The sequence below is a fragment of the Mycetocola sp. JXN-3 genome (assembly GCF_014522285.1).
In the GTDB taxonomy this organism is placed as follows: Bacteria; Actinomycetota; Actinomycetes; order Actinomycetales; family Microbacteriaceae; genus Mycetocola; species Mycetocola saprophilus.
The window spans coordinates 1,860,626-1,877,335 of the sequence record NZ_CP041635.1 but is presented as its reverse complement, the minus strand read 5'-3'; the positions used below and the strand labels follow the sequence as shown (position 1 = coordinate 1,877,335).

The following is a 16,710-nucleotide window of genomic DNA, read 5'->3' as shown; positions in this document are numbered from 1 at the left end:
GGACGCCCCGGACAGCGGAAGGGTCCAGCGCGCAGACGCCCCTGACAACCAGAACGGCCACGGAACCCGAGGGTTCCGTGGCCGTTCGTGTGAAGGAAGCCTAGCCGAGGACGTTGAGCCACGCCTTGCGTGCCTCGAGAGCCTCGTTGGCCTTGGCGATCTTCTTGGCATCTCCGGTGGCCTCGGCCGCCGCGAGCTCCTGCTCGAGCTTCTCGATGGCCGCGTTCAGCTGACCGGCAAGACCCTCGGTACGGGCCTTGGTCTCGGGGTTGTTCTTGCTCCAGTGCTCATCGTCCAGCGCACGGAGGTGGTTTTCCACGGCGCGCAGGCCGTCTTCGACCTCGCGGATCTTATCGCGCGGAACCTTGCCCACCTCGTCCCACTGACGCTGAACGTTCAGCAGGGCCGCCCGCAGCTTCTCGCGGTCGTTCTCCTGCAGCAGCGGGGTGGCCTGGTCCAGAAGCTCACGCTTCTTCTCGTAGTTGGCCTGGAACTCGGCGTTGTCGATCGCGTCCAGCTCGGCCTTGGCCTGGTAGATCGCGTCACCGGCGGCCTTGAAGCGGGCCCACAGGTTGTCGTCCTGGCGCTTGCCGGCACGGCCCGAGAGCTTCCACTCGTCCAGCAGACGGCGGTAGTCCGAGGTGGCCTCGGCACCGCGGGGGATCAGGGCCTCGGCGGCCTCGATCAGCTTCTGCTTGCGGGTACGGGCTTCCTTGTGGACCGAATCCAGCTCGGCGAAGAACGCACGACGGTTGGCATCCACGGTGCCGCGGGCGGTACGGAACCGCTTCCACAGGTCGTTGGCGACACCCTTGGAGAGCTTGGGGCCCTCCTGCTGGTGCTTCTGCCAGGCCGCAAACAGCTCGGCCATCTGCTCGGTGGCCTGCTTCCACTGCGTCTTGGCGGGGTCCTGACCGGCGACGGCCTCGGCCTGCTCGACGATGCGGGTGCGCTCGGCCACGGCCTCCTCGAGTTCGGCCTTGGCCGCCTCGGTCTGCTGCTCGGTGAGCTCACCCACGGTGGCGTCCAGGGCACCCACGCGGGAAACCAGCGAGGCGATGTCGCCCACGGCCTTGGCGTCGGTCAGCTCCTCGTGGAGCTTGGCGACGGCCTTGGAGATGTCGCTCGCGGGGGCACCGCGCTTGGCGCGCTGCTCCAGCAGGGTGACCTGACCGGCCAGATCGAGGAACTTGCGCTCGAAGTAGGCGAGTGCCTCTTCGGCGGTGCCGTCGGGGTACTGACCAACCTCACGCCACTGCTCGCCCTCGCGGACAAAAACGGTACCGGAGTCGTCGACGCGACCCCACGGTTGCTGTTCGGAAGTAGACACGTGCCTCACCTTGCTGATGTTTACGCTCGATGCTCTCGAGATCTCTCGATAAGCCTAGTATGGACGACGAATGCCGGGCAGCCCCAACATACGTCTTGATTCTATTTGACGGTAATGGAGTCCAGCTTAATGGGCTGTTGTGGTGTGGAGCTATCCGCACCGCCCACCGGGATCGTGGTCACCGACTCGTTGAGCTTATCCAGGCCGCTCGTGATTTTGCCGAGTACGGTGTATCCACCGGCGCTGTCCGAGGGGATCTTGGTGTCGCCGAAGACGATGAAGAACTGGCTGCCGTTGGAATTTGCGTCGTTTCCGACGCGTGCCATGGCCAGGGTGCCCGCCGGGTAGATGTTGTCGGCCGGGGCGTTTTCGATCGGGCCGAAGCTGTAGCCGGGGCCGCCGGAGCCGTCACCCTTGGGGTCGCCGCACTGCAGGATTTGGAATCCGGGCTCGCCCGACGCTCCGGGAGTGTTCACCATGCGGTGGCAGGACAGTCCGTTGTAGAAGCCCTGCTTGCTGAGCGACACGAACGAGGCGACGGCCTGGGGTGCCTTCTGGCCCTCGAGCTCGATGCCCAGGTCGACACCGTTCACGGTGAGGTCTCCGGTCCAGGTGCGATCCTCGGCCACCGAGGGATCCGGTGCCTTGGCCGTGGGAGACGGGGAGGAGGATGCGCTCGGCGAGGGCGATGCGCCGGCCTCGGGCGCGTTGCCCGCGTTCTGGGCGATCACGCCCCAGGTGATCGCTCCGGCCACCAGGACGAATGCCACGCCGCCGGCAATCCAGGCGTTGCGGGTGCGCGTCTTGCGCTTTTTCTCCCACGCCTCCTTGCGTGCCTCGTACTGCTGCAGGCGGGCACGGGCCTCGCGAGCGGCTTTTTCGTCCTTTTTCTGGGCTGCCACGGATGCGGTCCTTTCCAGGGAGATCGGGTGTTCGAGACGATACTAGCGGCACGGCCGATGAATATGTGTGCGTATGGCGCGTGCCGACGGCGAATTCGCAGCCGGTGCCGGTGGTACCCGATAGCCTGGAGACATGGTTTCCTCGTCCTCCGCCCTTCAGTCCGGGAGCGTCCCGCTCGCGGTACGCATGCGCCCGCGCACCCTTGATGAGGTAGCCGGACAGCGGCACCTGCTGCGCCCGGGTTCGCCGCTGGTGAGCCTGGCCACGGGGAAATCCGGAGATCAGGGCACGGTCTCGGTCATTCTCTGGGGGCCGCCCGGGACCGGGAAGACCACGATCGCGCAGACCATCGCGCACTCCTCCAATCGGCGTTTTGTGGAGCTTTCGGCGGTCACGGCCGGGGTCAAGGACGTGCGCGAGGTGATGGCCGAGGCCATGACCAGCCGCGATCTGTACGGCCTCTCCACCGTGTTGTTCCTCGACGAGATCCACCGCTTTAGCAAGGCGCAGCAGGATGCACTGCTGCCCGGGGTCGAGAACGGCTGGGTCATCCTGGTGGCCGCGACCACCGAGAACCCCTCGTTCTCGGTGATCTCCCCGCTGCTCTCGCGCTCACTGCTCCTCACCCTGGAACAGCTCTCGGATGACGATCTGGGGGTCCTGATCGATCGCGCGGTTACCGACCCGCGCGGCCTGGGGGATCGCTATCGCCTGGATTCCGAGGCACGCGCGACCATTATTCGACTGGCGTCGGGGGATGCGCGGCGTGCGCTCACCGCGCTCGAGGCGGCCGCGGTGTCCGCCGATTCGCTGGTCGCTTCTGCGCTGTCCGAGGACGGGGTGCTCGACTTTGGTGCCCCCGCGGGGCGAACCGAGGACCGCGACCGGGATGAAGACGAAGATGACAACGAGGAGTTAGCGGAGGACGATGCCGTCGGTGAGCCGTCGCCGGAGAACAGCGATACGGCGAAGCCGGCGGGGACGGGTGCCGGAGGGTCGGATGGTGCCGAAGCTGAAGCTGAAGCCGAAGCCGAAGCCGACGACCCCGACGATACCCGTCCGGTCATCACCAAGGAGATCGTCGCCGGTGCCGTGGACCGCGCGCTGCTGCGCTATGACCGCAACGGTGACGAACACTACGACGTCATCAGCGCGTTCATCAAGTCGATCCGCGGCTCGGACCCCGACGCGGCCCTGCACTACCTGGCCCGGATGATCGAGGCGGGGGAGGACCCCCGCTTCATCGCCCGTCGAATCATCGTCTCGGCCTCGGAGGATATCGGCCTGGCCGACCCGCAGGCCCTGGTGATCGCGGTGGCCGCCGCCGATGCCGTGCAGATGATCGGTATGCCCGAGGGACGCATCCCGCTGGCCGAGGCCGTGGTCTACCTGGCCACCGCCGCCAAGTCCAATGCCGCCTATCTGGGCATCAACGACGCGATTGCCGATGTGCGGGCGGGGGCGTTCGGGCGTGTCCCCAAGCACCTGCGCGACGCGCACTACGCCGGCGCCAAACGCCTAGGTCACGGCAAGGGCTATCGCTATCCGCACGACACCGAACTCGGCGTGGTGGAACAGCAGTACCTGCCGGATGAGCTGACCGGCCGCACCTACTATCGCCCCACCACCCACGGCAACGAGCGCGAGGTGGGTGGACGCCTGGCCAAGATCCTGCGTATCGTCCGCGGACGCTAGGGCGAGGAAGTCTCTGCGTATCGTCCGCGGGCGCTAGGGTCCGGGATTCTTCGCATCGTGGGGAGCACCGAACCGAGCCTCACAACTCCCCGGCAAAACGCCCCGCGCGCGGGTGCTTTCGGGGAGGGCGCATGCTAGGCTAGCGGGGACCTAGATCGAGTCTTGACGTACGGCTGCGCAGAGACTCATCGATCGACGGGATGGATTCTGTAGCCGAATCGCCCTGGTCACTCCCTCTAACTCCTTTCCACACCGCGTTTTGTGGTGCGGGAAATCTGTTTATGGAAACCATTTGAAAGGAAACCGTGTCTACTAAGTCACGTACCCGTAGCAAGACGCGCCTCTCGCGCGCACTCGGCATTGCCCTCACCCCGAAGGCTGCCAAGTACCTCGAGAAGCGTCCCTACGCTCCCGGTGAGCACGGCCGCACCAAGCGCAAGGCTGACTCCGACTATGCCGTTCGTCTGCGCGAGAAGCAGCGTCTTCGCGCCCAGTACGGTATTCGCGAGAAGCAGCTGAAGATTGCGTTCGAAGAGGCTCGTCGTACCTCCGGTCTGACCGGTGAGAACCTGGTTGAGCTCCTCGAGCTGCGTCTTGACGCACTCGTGGTCCGCGCCGGTTTTGCCCGCACCACCGCCCAGGCTCGTCAGCTGGTTGTGCACCGTCACATCCTCGTTGACGGTCAGCTGGTGGACCGCCCGTCCTTCCGCGTGAAGCCGGGTCAGACCATCCACGTCAAGGAGAAGTCCGAGGCTCTTGAGGTCTTCCAGGTTGCTGCCGCCGGCGGTCACCAGGATGTCCTGCCCAAGGTTCCGGCTTACCTGGACGTAGAGATCGACAAGCTGCAGGCTCGCCTGGAGCGTCGTCCGAAGCGTGCCGAGGTCCCCGTGACCTGTGAAGTACAGCTCGTTGTTGAGTACTACGCAGCCCGCTAACTAGTACCCATACACCTCTTGCGGGGTCACGGTTTTCCGTGGCCCCGCTTTTGGTACCCGGGTTTTTGGATCGCCACACGCGGGTGAAGCGTGCGACGTGCACCGCAAGATCCACCTTTTACCACCTCAGCGCACTAAGATTGTGGGGTGGTTGCCCACTCACCCTCATGATTTCGGAGACTCCAGTGAAAAACTTCCTCATTTTCCTCGCGGGTATTGCCGCGGGATTTGTTGTCGCCCACGAGGTGAACAAGACCACCCGCGGTCGCCGGTTCTTCAGCGAACTCGACGGACGCATGCGCGAGTTTGGCGACATCGTTGCCGACTCGTACAAGCTGCGCGAAGCCGAGCTTCGCGAGGATAGCGACATCAGTACCACCACCAAGTAAGTCGTCGGACTCTTCCCCTCCCCAACGACAGTAGAACGGACCCATGAAAACCGCCGAAATTCGCAAGCGCTGGCTCAACTTCTTCGCCGAGCGCGGCCACACCGTAGTTCCCTCCGCCTCGCTGATCAGCGACGATCCGACGCTGATGTTCACGGTGGCCGGCATGGTTCCGTTTGTGCCCTACTTCACCGGGCTGATTCCCGCCCCGTTCCACCGCGCGACCAGCGTGCAGAAGTGCATCCGCACCTCGGACATCGAGGAGGTGGGCAAGACCCCGCGTCACGGTACCTTCTTCCAGATGAACGGCAACTTCTCCTTCGGTGACTACTTCAAGAAGGACGCGATCACCTTCGCCTGGGAGTTCCTGACCGGCAGCGAGGAAGACGGCAAGCTCGGGTTTGACCCCAAGGACCTCTGGGTCACCGTCTACAAGGATGACGACGAGGCCATCCAGTACTGGACCGAGATCGCCGGCCTGCCCGCCGAGCGCATCCAGCGTCTGGACGCCGACACCAACTACTGGTCCACCGGTCAGCCCGGCCCCGCCGGTCCCTGCTCGGAGATCTTCTTCGACCGCGGCCCCGCCTACGGCATCGACGGCGGCCCAGCCACCGATGATGACCGCTACGTCGAGATCTGGAACCTGGTGTTCATGCAGTACCTGGTCTCGGACGTGAAGTCCAAGACCGACTTCACCATCAAGGGTGAGCTACCCAAGAAGAACATCGACACCGGCATGGGCCTGGAGCGCGTGGCGTTCATCAAGCAGGGTGTCGAGAACATGTACGAGATCGACGAGGTGCGCCCGGTCCTGGACCGCGCCGCCGAGCTCTCGGGCCGCGCCTACGGTGCCAACCACGAGGACGACGTGCGCCTGCGCGTCATCGCCGACCACGTGCGCTCCTCGCTGATGCTGATCACTGACGGGGTGACCCCGTCCAACGAGGGTCGCGGCTACATCCTGCGCCGCCTGCTGCGCCGGGTGGTGCGTGCCATGCGTCTGCTGGGCTACGAGGCCGCCAGCTTCCCCGAGCTGTTCGCCGTCTCGCGCGACGCGATGAAGGCGTCCTACCCCGAGGTGGAGGCCGACTGGTCGCGCGTCTCGCGGGTGGCCTTCGCCGAGGAGGAGACCTTCCTCCGCACCCTCGCCGGGGGCACCGAAATTCTCGATGCCGCCGTGGCCGAGACCAAGGCCGCCGGCAACTCGACCCTGAGTGGCAAGACCGCGTTCCTGCTGCACGACACCTTCGGTTTCCCGATCGACCTGACCCTGGAAATCGCCGAGGAGGCGGGTCTCCGCGTGGATCGCGCGGTCTTCGACCAGGCGATGAGCGAGCAGCGCTCGCGCGCCAAGGCCGACGCCAAGAACAAGAAGGGCCACCTGGCAGACCTCTCCGTCTACAGCGACTTCCGCGCGCTGGGCGAGACCGACTTCCGCGGCTATGACGAGCTGATCACCGGCTCGAAGGTCATCGGTGTCATCGTGAACGGCGCCTCGGTGCCCGCCGCGAAGGCCGGCGAGACCGCCGAGCTGATCCTCGCCGAGACCACCCTGTACGCCGAATCCGGTGGTCAGGACTCCGACCAGGGTCGCATCGTGGGATCGAGCTTCGAGGCCGAGGTCCTGGATGTCCAGCGTCCGGTCAAGGGCCTGGTTTCGCACACCGTGCTGATCGATCAGGGAACCGTCGCCGTGGGCGACGAGGCCACCACGATCGTGGACGCCGACTACCGTCAGAGCGCCGCTCGCGCCCACTCCAGCACGCACCTCGTGCACGCCGCGCTGCGCCAGACCCTCGGTCAGGACGCCCACCAGTCGGGTTCCTACAACAAGGCCGGCTACATGCGTCTCGACTTCTCCTGGAACCAGGCCCTCTCGGCCGAGACCAAGAGCGAGATCGAAGACATCGCGAACGACGCGATCCTCGGAAACCACGAGGTCATCACCCGCGTGCTCGGCCTCGATGAGGCGCGCGAGCTCGGGGCGATGGCGCTGTTCGGCGAGAAGTACGGCGACCGCGTGCGGATGGTGGACATCAACGGTGCCTGGTCGCGCGAGCTGTGTGCGGGAACGCACGTGCGCTCCTCGGCCGAGATCGGACTGGTCAGCCTGATCAGCGAGTCCTCGGTGGGATCGACCAACCGTCGTGTCGAGGCCCTGGTGGGTCGCGAGGCCTTCCGTGAGCTGGCCGCCGAGCGCGCGCTGGTGCAGCAGATCACCGGCAGCCTGAAGACCCCGCGGGAGCAGCTGCCGGAGAAGATCCAGGAGCTCGTCACCGGGCTGAAGGCGGCCGAGAAGAAGATCGCCGGTTTCGAGGCTAAGGCCCTCGCCGAGAAGATCCCCGCGCTGATCGAGACCGCTCAGGTCGCCGGTCAGGTGCGCGTGATCGCCCAGAACCTCGGTTCGGTCGCCTCGGGCGACGACGTGCGTTCGCTGGTGACCGGTGTGCGTGAGCGCCTGGGTGCCGAGGCCGCCGTGGTGGCCCTGGCCGCCGAGGTCTCCGGTCGTCCGGTCATCATCGTGGGTACCAACCAGGCCGCACGCGACGCCGGTGTGGCCGCCGGTGCGCTGGTCAAGCTTGCCAGTGGCGTGCTCGGCGGCGGTGGCGGCGGTAAGCCGGACCTCGCTCAGGGTGGCGGTCAGGATGTGACGGCGATCCCCGCCGCGCTGACCGCGATCACCGAGCAGATCGGGCGCGCGTGACCCACGAGGGTTTCCGCCGCGGAGTGCGGATCGGTATCGACGTGGGCAAGGCCCGCATCGGGGTAGCCCGCAGCGACCGTGATGGTCTGCTGGCTACCCCGGTCGAAACCGTGGCGCGCGCCGAGGATGGCAGTGATCTGGCGGCAATCGGCCGGCACATTGCCGAGCTGGAACCGCTGGAAATCGTTGTGGGGTTGCCGCTCTCGCTGAGCGGCGACCGCACCCCCTCGACCGAGGATGCCGTGGGTTTTGCCGAGGCGATCGCTCGCCTCGGCACCCCGGTGCGCCTGGTCGACGAGCGCCTGTCCACCGTGACCGCCCACCAGGCGATGCGCGGCGTGGGACGCTCCCAGAAGAAGTCGCGCGGTGTGATCGATCAGGTCGCCGCGGTAATCATCCTCCAACACGCCCTGGACACCGAGCGCGGCCGGGGGACCGCGCCCGGTGAACCGGTGCTCACCGACGAAGGAGCCTGAGTGTGACCGATCCCCAGAGTGGACGTTTCCCCGAGCGTCTGACCCCCGGAGGTTCCTCCGGACCCGTCGATCCGGCCGGAGTTGCGGGCCCCGCAGACGAGGCCGTCCAGCGGGATGCCGGCGTGCCAGAAGAGGCGATTGTGCGGGGGGAGACATCCGGCCCGGTCGGGTCACCCCAGCCCGAGGAGGACGTCCTCAACCACGTGTTTTCCGAGCTGACCGGCGAGCTTCCCCGGGATGTCCTGGAGGCCCACGAGCGGGCACTCCAGGAACCCGATCCCGTGCTGCCCACGCCGACCAGTCGGCGCGAGGCGCGCGAACAGGCCCAGATTGCCGAGACCCGGGCGCAGCGCCGCGCCGAGGCCGAGGCGGCGCTGGCCCAGCACACGGAGGCCCTGCGCTCCACCGCCAAGCCCAAAAAGCGCCGACGACGCGGGTTCGTGGTCGCGGGCATCAGCGTGCTCGTTGTGGCGGCCCTGGTCGGGGTGGGCGCATTGACCCTGGGCCCGGTCATCCCCAAGCTGATCGAACGGATCTCCTCGATGGAAGTGAAGGACTTTGAGGGCGAGGGGACCGGTCAGATCACCGTGACCATCGCCGACGGGGACGACGGAACCGCGGTCGCGCGCACGCTCTTCAAGGCCGGCGTGACCGCCTCGGTCGAGTCGTTCTACCAGCTCCTGGTGGGAAGCAGTAGCGAACCGGTGTTCCACCCGGGTATGTACTCGCTGCGTAAGGAGATGAGTGCCCAGGCCGCGCTGAACGCGCTCCTGAAACCCGGCAACCGCCTCGAGGGTGGCCTACTCATTCGCGAGGGTGAAACCGGACGCACGATCCTGCCCGCGCTGGCCGCGGCGATCGGCGTGCCCGAGGCCGATGTTCAGGCTGCCGCGGCGACCCCGGCAAACTTTGGTCTGCCGGCCGATGCGATCACGATGGAGGGCTGGCTGTTCCCGGCCACCTACACGTTCCCCAAGGGCACCACCGCAACCCAGGCCCTGCAGACGATGGTGGATCGCACCAAGCGCGCCCTGACCGAAGCGGGCGTGCCCGCCGATCAGTATGAGCGCACCCTCAACGTGGCCTCGATCGTGCAGCGTGAGGCGCGGGCCACCGACGACTTCGCCAAGGTGTCCCGGGTGATCGAAAACCGTCTGGCCGCGGGCATGAAGCTCCAGATGGACTCGACCGCCCAGTACGGCAAGGGGCAGGCCGATGGGTCGGTATGGTCCTCGGCCGAGTCGCTCAAGGACAAAAACGACTGGAACACCTACGAGCGCACCGGCCTGCCGATCGGACCGATCAGCAACCCCGGTGACGATGCGATCAAGGCCGCGATCGCCCCGGCCGATGGCGACTGGCTGTTCTTTGTCACGGTGAACCTCACCACCGGTGAGACCGTGTTCACCAATAACAATGCCGATCACGAGGCCGCGGTCAAGCAGCTGCGCGACTGGTGCTCGGCGAACCCCGGTAAGGGTTGCTAGTGGCCACCACCCATCTCGCGGTCTTCGGCTCGCCGATCGACCACTCCCGTTCCCCCGACCTGCATCGGGCCGCCTACGCGCGCCTGGGGCTGGGGGACTGGGAGTATGGTCGTCGCGAGGTGGGTGAGGCCGAGTTGGCCGGGATCGTGGCCGGGCTGGATGAGTCCTGGCGCGGTCTCTCGTTGACGATGCCACTCAAGGGGGAATCGTTCCGGATCGCCGCCGAGCGCGACGAGAACGCGATCCTGACCGGTGCCGTCAACACGCTGCTGCTCGCGCCCGGGGAGGCGCCCCGCGGATTCAACACCGATATCGCCGGGATCGCCGACGCGGTGCGCGGTTTGGTGGGGGAGAACCCCCTGCCGCGTGGGGGCGTCGACATTCTGGGCGGAGGTGCAACCGCCGCCAGCGCGCTGGTGGCAGCCGCCCGCCTGGGCGCCCACGCGGTGCGGGTGTTTGCGCGCACCCCGGATCGGGCTGCACACCTCGAACCCATCGCCGATGCCCTGGGAATTCCGCTGGAAATCCGCCGGTTTGATCAGTATGTGGTGGCCGCCGACACCGACCTGGTGATCTCGACCCTGCCCGGCGGAGCCTCCTCGGGCATCGTGTTCCCGGCGGATCTGCGGGCGCGCACGATCCTATTTGACGTGGCCTATTCGCCCTGGCCCAGCGCGCTGGCGAGCGAGTGGGTTGCCGAAGGCGGTATCGTGGTCAGTGGACTGGAGATGCTGGTCCGCCAGGCGCTTATCCAGGTGCGGATCTTTGTGGGGCACAACCCCGCTCTGCCTCTGCCCGATGAGCACGCGGTCCTCGCCGACATGTATGCGGCGGTGGGGCTGCAGCTGCCCGCAACACCCACCCCCAGTTAGCGGTTTTTCGCCGGATGCCCCGTGCACACCGGCCTCAGATGTTCATGCGCGGGTCACCGCGACGAGGGAAAGATAGGTGCCATGCTTCGTTGGCTCACCGCCGGAGAATCTCACGGCCCGGAACTGATCGCAATCGTTGAGGGGCTGCCCTCGGGCGTCCCGGTGTCGATGGACGCCATCCGCGAGGACCTCGCCCGCCGCAAGCTCGGTTATGGTCGCGGATCGCGGATGAAGTTCGAGGCCGACGAGCTGCACATCTCCGGTGGCGTGCGTCACGGATTCACGCTGGGTGGTCCGGTCGCGCTGCGCGTGGGTAACACCGAGTGGCCCAAGTGGACCGAGGTCATGAGCCCGGAGCCGGTGGAGCTGTCGGACATGTCCCGCGGTCGCGGTGCGCCGCTGACCCGCCCGCGTCCCGGTCACGCCGACCTGGTGGGCATGCAGAAGTACAACTTTGACGAGGCTCGTCCGATCCTCGAGCGCGCCAGCGCCCGCGAGACCGCGGCCCGCGTGGCCCTCGGCGCCGTGGCCAAGTCGTTCCTGAACGAGCTGGGTGTCGAGCTGGTCTCGCACACCATCGCGATCGGACCGATCCGCGTTCCCGACGGCACCGCGCTTCCGCTGCCCGGCGACGTGGACGCGCTGGATGCCGATCCGCTGCGCTGCTTCGACGCCGAGACCTCGGCCAAGATGGTTGCCGAGGTGGATGACACCAAGAAGAACGGCGACACCATCGGTGGTGTGGTTGAGGTGCTCGCCTACAACCTGCCGCCCGGACTGGGTTCGCACGTGCACTGGGACCGTCGCCTCGACGCCCAGCTGGCGCAGGCGATCATGGGTATCCAGGCCATCAAGGGTGTCGAGATCGGTGACGGTTTCGAAACCACCCGTCGTCGCGGTTCGGCCGCTCACGATGAGCTGTTCATCGAGGACGGCGTGATCGTGCGCTCGAGCGACCGCGCGGGCGGCATCGAGGGTGGCATGAGCACCGGAACCGTGCTGCGCGTGCGCGCCGGCATGAAGCCGATCGCCACCGTGCCGCACTCGCTGCGCACCGTGGACACCGCAACCGGCGAGGCCGCCGGTGCCCACCACCAGCGCTCGGATGTCTGTGCCGTGCCCGCCGCCGGCGTGGTGGCCGAGGCCATGGTTGCGCTCGTGCTGGCCAATTCTGTGCTGGAGAAGTTCGGGGGCGACTCGATCGTGGAGACCCGTCGCAACCTCGACGCCTACCGCGCCCACCTGGCCGCCAACCTGCACACCGCCGAGGCCTCCAACCCGGAGCTCGCCGCCGGTGAGTAATCAGCACGTCCCCAAGACGATCGCGATGGTCGGTCCGATGGGCTCGGGAAAAACGAAGATTGGTCGCCGGCTCGCCCGCGACCTGGATCGCCCGTTCATCGACACCGACCAGCGCATCGTCGCCGAGCACGGCGAGATCGCCGGAATCTTCGAGCGGGTGGGCGAGGCCGGTTTCCGTGCCATCGAACGCGAGGTGGTGGCCCAGGCCCTCACCGAACCCGCCGTGGTTTCGCTCGGTGGGGGATCGGTGCTGGATGCCGATACCCGCGCTACCCTGCGCGAATTGCCCACCATCTACCTGACCGTGTCGGAGCGGGTGGTGCGTGGACGCCTGCGTGGCGGCAAACGCCCGCTGGTGCAGAATGACCCCGACGCCTGGCTGCGCATCTTCACCGAGCGTCGCGCCCTGTACGAGGAGGTCGCCAGCGTTCGCTTTGACACCTCCGCCGGACACATCACCGCCCTCGGTGGCAAGATTGCCGCGTGGGCTAAGGAGAACTCATGAGTACCCCCGAACCCACCGTCGTTCCCGTTTCCTCCCCGCAGGGTGACTATGAGGTCATCATCGGCCGAGACATCTATGGCGGCATCCCCGCCGTGCTCGGCGAGGGTGTGCAGAAGGTGCTGATCGTGCACCCGCCGACCCTGGGGGCCCGCGCCGCCGCGCTGCGCGAAACCCTGGCCGAGCACTATCAGGTGCTGCTGGCCGAGGTACCCGATGCCGAGGCCGCCAAGCGCGTGGAGGTCGCCGCGTTCTGCTGGCAGATCCTCGGCCAGGCCGACTTTGCCCGCACCGATGCCGTGATTGGCTTCGGTGGCGGTGCCATCACCGACCTCGCCGGGTTCGTGGCTGCCACCTGGCTGCGCGGGGTTAAGCTCATCTCGCTGCCCACCTCGGTACTGGCAATGGTCGACGCCGCCGTCGGTGGCAAGACCGGCATCAACACCAACGAGGGCAAGAACCTGGTGGGTGTGTTCCACGCCCCCTCGGCCGTCTTCGCCGACCTCTCGGTGCTCGACACGCTGCCGCGCAACGAGATCCTCACCGGCTTCGCCGAGATCGTCAAGGCCGGGTTCATCTACTACCCGGAGATCCTCGACATCATCGAGGCCGATGTTGCCGTGGCCACCAACCCGGAAACCGATGAGTTCCGCCGGGTAATCGAACTCTCGATCGACATGAAGGCCCGGGTCGTGGGCGAGGACTTCCGCGAGGCAGGTCTGCGCGAAATCCTCAACTACGGTCACACCCTGGGGCACGCGATCGAGCACGCCGAGCGCTACCAGTGGCGTCACGGCGCCGCGGTTGCGGTGGGCATGGTGTTTGCCGCCGAGCTCTCACGCCTGGCCGGACGCCTCTCTGACGAGGCCGTGGACCGCACCCGCGCAATCCTCGACTCGCTGGATCTGCCCACCAGCTACCCGGTGGGCCGCTGGAACACGCTGCTGGCCACCATGCAGCGCGATAAGAAGGTGCGTGCGGGCATGTTGCGCTTCATCGTGCTGGACGATATCGGCAAGCCCAGCGTGCTGACCGCCCCGGAAACCTCGCTGTTGTTTGCCGCATATCAGGAGATCGGGTCCTAGGATCCGGTAGTCTGCGATCATGACCCGCATCCTTGTCCTCAACGGCCCGAACCTCAACCGCCTGGGCACCCGCCAGCCCGAGGTGTACGGTTCGGGGACCCTCGACGACCTCAAGCGCATCCTCCAGGAAGACGCCCCCGAGGGTGTCGAGATCGACCTGCGCCAGAGCAACTATGAGGGGCAGCTGGTGGAGTGGATCCACGAGGCCGCCGATGCGGGCACCCCGGTGATCCTCAACGCGGGCGCGCTGACCCACTACAGCTATGCGCTGCGGGACGCGATCGCGCTGCTCCATGAGCCCGGAGTTCCGCTGGTCGAGGTGCACATCTCCAACGTGCACGCCCGCGAGGAGTTCCGGCACACCAGCGTCATCTCGGCCGTTTCCACCGGGGTGATCGCCGGATTTGGATTCGATTCCTACCGTCTCGCCCTGGTTCAGCTGACCGGATTCTCCGGCCGCTAGGCGGGCCCGCGCGCGCCGTTCTTTGAAGGTTTACGGCGCGTCTACTAAGATGGGTGGGTCGGTCGCACCCGATCGTACCTTTTTTAACTGAACGGAACCGCTTTTCATGGCATCTACCGCTGACATCAAGAACGGCGTTGTCCTCAAGATTGACGGACAGCTCTGGACCGTAATCGACTTCCAGCACGTCAAGCCGGGCAAGGGTGGCGCATTTGTGCGCACCAAGATGAAGAACGTCGTCTCCGGCAAGACCGTAGACAAGACCTACAACGCCGGCACCAAGATCGAGCTTGAGAGCGTCGACCGCCGCGACTTCACCTACCTCTACGCCGATGGCGATGCCTATGTCTTCATGGACGCCACCGACTACGACCAGATCAACGTTCCCGCCGCCGTCGTCGGCGACGCCGCGAACTTCCTGCTGGAGAACCAGGCCGTCACCATCGCCCTGAACAACGGCAACCCGCTGTACGTGGACCTGCCCGCCTCGGTGGTTATCACCATCACCCACACCGACCCGGGCCTGCAGGGCGACCGTTCCACCGGTGGCACCAAGCCGGCAACCATCGAGACCGGATACGAGATCCAGGTCCCGCTGTTTGTTGAGAGCGGCACCCGCGTCAAGGTAGACACCCGTACCGGTGACTACCTGGGCCGCGTGAACGACTAGTAGTGAGCGCCAGAACTAAAGCCCGCAAGCGGGCACTCGATATGCTGTACGGCGCGGATGTCCGCGATCAGCCGATCCACGTGATCCTGACCGCCGAGGCCGCGCGCGCCGCGCACGAACCCGCGCGCGAGGCATCGTGGCTGTACGCACGCGAGATCGTGGACGGTGTGTTTGATCACGCCGCCGAGATCGACGAGCAGCTGGAAACCTACGCGCAGGGCTGGACCCTCGCCCGGATGCCCGTGGTGGATCGTGCGATCCTCCGCATCGGCGTGTGGGAGATGCTGTTCAACCCGCAGGTCCCGGTGGCCGTGGCCATCGACGAGGCCGTGGAGGCCGCCAAGCAGTTCTCGACGGATGACTCCGCCGGGTTTGTGAACGGCCTGCTGGGCAAGATCGCCCAGGCCAACGCGGTCAGCTAGGTACCCCGTACACAACGGCGGGTGGCACGGTAAAACGTGCCACCCGCCGTTTGTTGGTTAACCCTCGCGGGACCACTCCACCAGCAGCGGAATCGCCCGGTTGATGAACGCGTCGATGTCGGCCTGGACCGTGTAGAGGTGCACGGAGAGGCGGACGTAGCCGATGCCGCGGAAGCTGGTGAAAGCGGACTCGATGCCGGTGGCGGCAAAGAGGCGCTCGCGCAGTCCGTCGGCCTCCTCGCGGGTGGACCCGAGGGTGCCCGGGAGGCGAATCAGGCGCATGGCCGGGGCGGGGTCGGCCACCTCGGGTCGGGCTGGGCCCTCGACATAAGGGGCCAGCGCGGCGGCGACCTGGGCGGCCGCCGCCTCGACCCCGGTGGTCATGGCCGCGCGGGCGCGATCCCAACCGAACGTGTGTTCGATAAAATCCACGGCGATCGGTGAGGCTAGGTAGGAGGTGATATCCAGGGTGCCCTGCATATCGAAGCGCTCGGGATAGGGCAGCTCCGCGTTCCAGGAGTCGATCAGCGGCCACAGGTCATCGCGGTCCTCGGCGGCGGTCACCAGGAGCGCCGAACCGCGCGGGGCCGCCGGCCACTTGTGTAGGTTTCCAAACCACCAATCTGCACCGGCTACCCGCGCCGCATCGGCAACCAGCCCGGGTGCGTGGGCACCATCCACGAGCACTCGGACGCCGTGGGCGTGCGCCAGCGTGGTGAGCGCGGCGGTGGGGAACACCTTGGCCGTGGCCGAGGAGATCTGATCCACCACGATCAGCCGGGTGCGCGGGGTGATCGCCGCGGTAAAGGTCGCCAGGATTTCTTGATCATCGGCCTCCAGCGCGATCGGCACGATGGTGACCCGAGCACCGGTGCGCCGGGCCAGTCGGCGCACCCCCATCAGGACGGCACCGTAGCCGTGATCGGTCACCAGGATCTCGTCGCCGACCGCGAGTCGCAGCGCGTTCAAAACCACCGTGGCGCCGGCCGAGGCGTTGGGAACAAAGACGGTATCGGCGGGGGAGGCCCCCACAAATCCCGCCACGGCCTCGCGCGCCAACCGGGTGCGTTCGGCGGCAAACGGGAACCAGCCCACCGTGCTGAGCTCGGCGGTGCGCTGCAGCTCACGCTGCGCGGCAATGACCGGGCTCGCGACCGCACCGAACGAGCCGTGATTGAGCGGGACCACGCCGGGGGCGAATGTCCAGGCCGCGCGGGCGGGTGTCCCATCGGCGAGGGTGAGCGGGGACAGGAGGGGGAGGTTCACGCGGCGCTCCAGTGCTGAGTGTGATGCGGGACCCTCGAATGAGCCCGTCAATTTTGATGCTAAACCACGCGGAGTTACGGTGCGAAATTCGCGATTCGAACATGTGTTCGATGGGTGATTTTGTGAGACCTGGGGTGGGCAAAAATAACGAATCTATGGCGATTCTGTGGATCTGCTTTGACGCTACGGAGAGTTTGGATTCCGCGCCA

Annotated in this window: 16 protein-coding genes; 13 read left to right on the top strand and 3 right to left on the bottom strand. The window is 66.6% G+C overall.

Annotation, left to right across the window (positions count from 1 at the left end):
- Positions 1–100 precede the first annotated feature (100 nt).
- Positions 101–1,330, bottom strand: coding sequence for a DUF349 domain-containing protein (locus tag C7C57_RS08580; RefSeq protein ID WP_030143451.1), 1,230 nt, complete (start codon positions 1,328–1,330; stop codon positions 101–103).
- Positions 1,331–1,431: 101 nt separating this feature from the next.
- Positions 1,432–2,232, bottom strand: a complete 801-nt coding sequence (locus C7C57_RS08575) for a peptidylprolyl isomerase (protein WP_187976113.1) — start codon at positions 2,230–2,232, stop codon at positions 1,432–1,434.
- A gap of 133 nt (positions 2,233–2,365) precedes the next feature.
- On the opposite strand from C7C57_RS08575, the gene C7C57_RS08570 reads away from it, so the two are divergent.
- From C7C57_RS08570 to nusB, 13 genes are all read left to right on the top strand, one after another.
- Positions 2,366–3,928: a replication-associated recombination protein A gene (locus C7C57_RS08570; protein WP_187976112.1), complete on the top strand. Its 1,563-nt coding sequence runs from the start codon at positions 2,366–2,368 to the stop codon at positions 3,926–3,928.
- A 305-nt stretch (positions 3,929–4,233) separates the two neighbouring features.
- Complete coding sequence (gene rpsD / locus C7C57_RS08565; protein ID WP_030143454.1) at positions 4,234–4,863, top strand: 30S ribosomal protein S4; 630 nt, start codon at positions 4,234–4,236, stop codon at positions 4,861–4,863.
- Positions 4,864–5,048: 185 nt separating this feature from the next.
- Positions 5,049–5,252, top strand: coding sequence for a hypothetical protein (locus tag C7C57_RS08560; protein WP_030143455.1), 204 nt, complete (start codon positions 5,049–5,051; stop codon positions 5,250–5,252).
- A gap of 43 nt (positions 5,253–5,295) precedes the next feature.
- Positions 5,296–7,956, top strand: coding sequence for an alanine--tRNA ligase (gene alaS, locus C7C57_RS08555; protein WP_187976111.1), 2,661 nt, complete (start codon positions 5,296–5,298; stop codon positions 7,954–7,956).
- Positions 7,953–8,432, top strand: coding sequence for a Holliday junction resolvase RuvX (gene ruvX, locus C7C57_RS08550; protein WP_187976110.1), 480 nt, complete (start codon positions 7,953–7,955; stop codon positions 8,430–8,432). The genes alaS and ruvX overlap by 4 nt, the downstream gene beginning before the upstream one ends.
- A gap of 2 nt (positions 8,433–8,434) precedes the next feature.
- Positions 8,435–9,919 (top strand): endolytic transglycosylase MltG, encoded by a 1,485-nt coding sequence (gene mltG, locus C7C57_RS08545; protein WP_255505636.1) that lies wholly within the window; start codon positions 8,435–8,437, stop codon positions 9,917–9,919.
- A complete protein-coding gene (locus C7C57_RS08540; protein WP_187976109.1) occupies positions 9,919–10,791 on the top strand; it encodes a shikimate dehydrogenase in 873 nt (290 codons plus the stop codon). The genes mltG and C7C57_RS08540 overlap by 1 nt, the downstream gene beginning before the upstream one ends.
- An 81-nt stretch (positions 10,792–10,872) precedes the next feature.
- Complete coding sequence (aroC, locus tag C7C57_RS08535) at positions 10,873–12,093, top strand: chorismate synthase (RefSeq protein ID WP_187976108.1); 1,221 nt, start codon at positions 10,873–10,875, stop codon at positions 12,091–12,093.
- Positions 12,086–12,598: a shikimate kinase gene (locus C7C57_RS08530; protein WP_081864092.1), complete on the top strand. Its 513-nt coding sequence runs from the start codon at positions 12,086–12,088 to the stop codon at positions 12,596–12,598. The genes aroC and C7C57_RS08530 overlap by 8 nt, the downstream gene beginning before the upstream one ends.
- Positions 12,595–13,680: a 3-dehydroquinate synthase gene (gene aroB / locus C7C57_RS08525; protein WP_030143462.1), complete on the top strand. Its 1,086-nt coding sequence runs from the start codon at positions 12,595–12,597 to the stop codon at positions 13,678–13,680. Before C7C57_RS08530 ends, aroB begins: the two co-directional genes overlap by 4 nt.
- A 19-nt stretch (positions 13,681–13,699) precedes the next feature.
- The gene (gene aroQ / locus C7C57_RS08520; RefSeq protein ID WP_187976107.1) at positions 13,700–14,143 is read left to right on the top strand and encodes a type II 3-dehydroquinate dehydratase; all 444 of its coding nucleotides are present in this window, start codon (positions 13,700–13,702) and stop codon (positions 14,141–14,143) included.
- Between the two features lie 106 nt (positions 14,144–14,249).
- A complete protein-coding gene (gene efp, locus C7C57_RS08515) occupies positions 14,250–14,813 on the top strand; it encodes an elongation factor P (RefSeq protein WP_030143464.1) in 564 nt (187 codons plus the stop codon).
- 2 nt (positions 14,814–14,815) lie between these two features.
- Complete coding sequence (nusB, locus tag C7C57_RS08510; RefSeq protein WP_030143465.1) at positions 14,816–15,235, top strand: transcription antitermination factor NusB; 420 nt, start codon at positions 14,816–14,818, stop codon at positions 15,233–15,235.
- Between the two features lie 57 nt (positions 15,236–15,292).
- Here nusB and C7C57_RS08505 read toward each other — a convergent pair whose 3' ends face one another.
- Positions 15,293–16,501 (bottom strand): aminotransferase class V-fold PLP-dependent enzyme, encoded by a 1,209-nt coding sequence (locus C7C57_RS08505; protein ID WP_187976106.1) that lies wholly within the window; start codon positions 16,499–16,501, stop codon positions 15,293–15,295.
- Positions 16,502–16,710 lie beyond the last annotated feature (209 nt).

What these genes read in the sequence shown, in the direction of transcription:
- C7C57_RS08570 (WP_187976112.1), top strand. Translation starts at nt 2,366, where the DNA reads ATGGTTTCCTCGTCCTCCGCCCTTCAGTCCGGGAGCGTCCCGCTCGCG.
- alaS (WP_187976111.1), top strand. Translation starts at nt 5,296, where the DNA reads ATGAAAACCGCCGAAATTCGCAAGCGCTGGCTCAACTTCTTCGCCGAG.
- aroC (WP_187976108.1), top strand. Translation starts at nt 10,873, where the DNA reads ATGCTTCGTTGGCTCACCGCCGGAGAATCTCACGGCCCGGAACTGATC.
- aroB (WP_030143462.1), top strand. Translation starts at nt 12,595, where the DNA reads ATGAGTACCCCCGAACCCACCGTCGTTCCCGTTTCCTCCCCGCAGGGT.
- aroQ (WP_187976107.1), top strand. Translation starts at nt 13,700, where the DNA reads ATGACCCGCATCCTTGTCCTCAACGGCCCGAACCTCAACCGCCTGGGC.
- efp (WP_030143464.1), top strand. Translation starts at nt 14,250, where the DNA reads ATGGCATCTACCGCTGACATCAAGAACGGCGTTGTCCTCAAGATTGAC.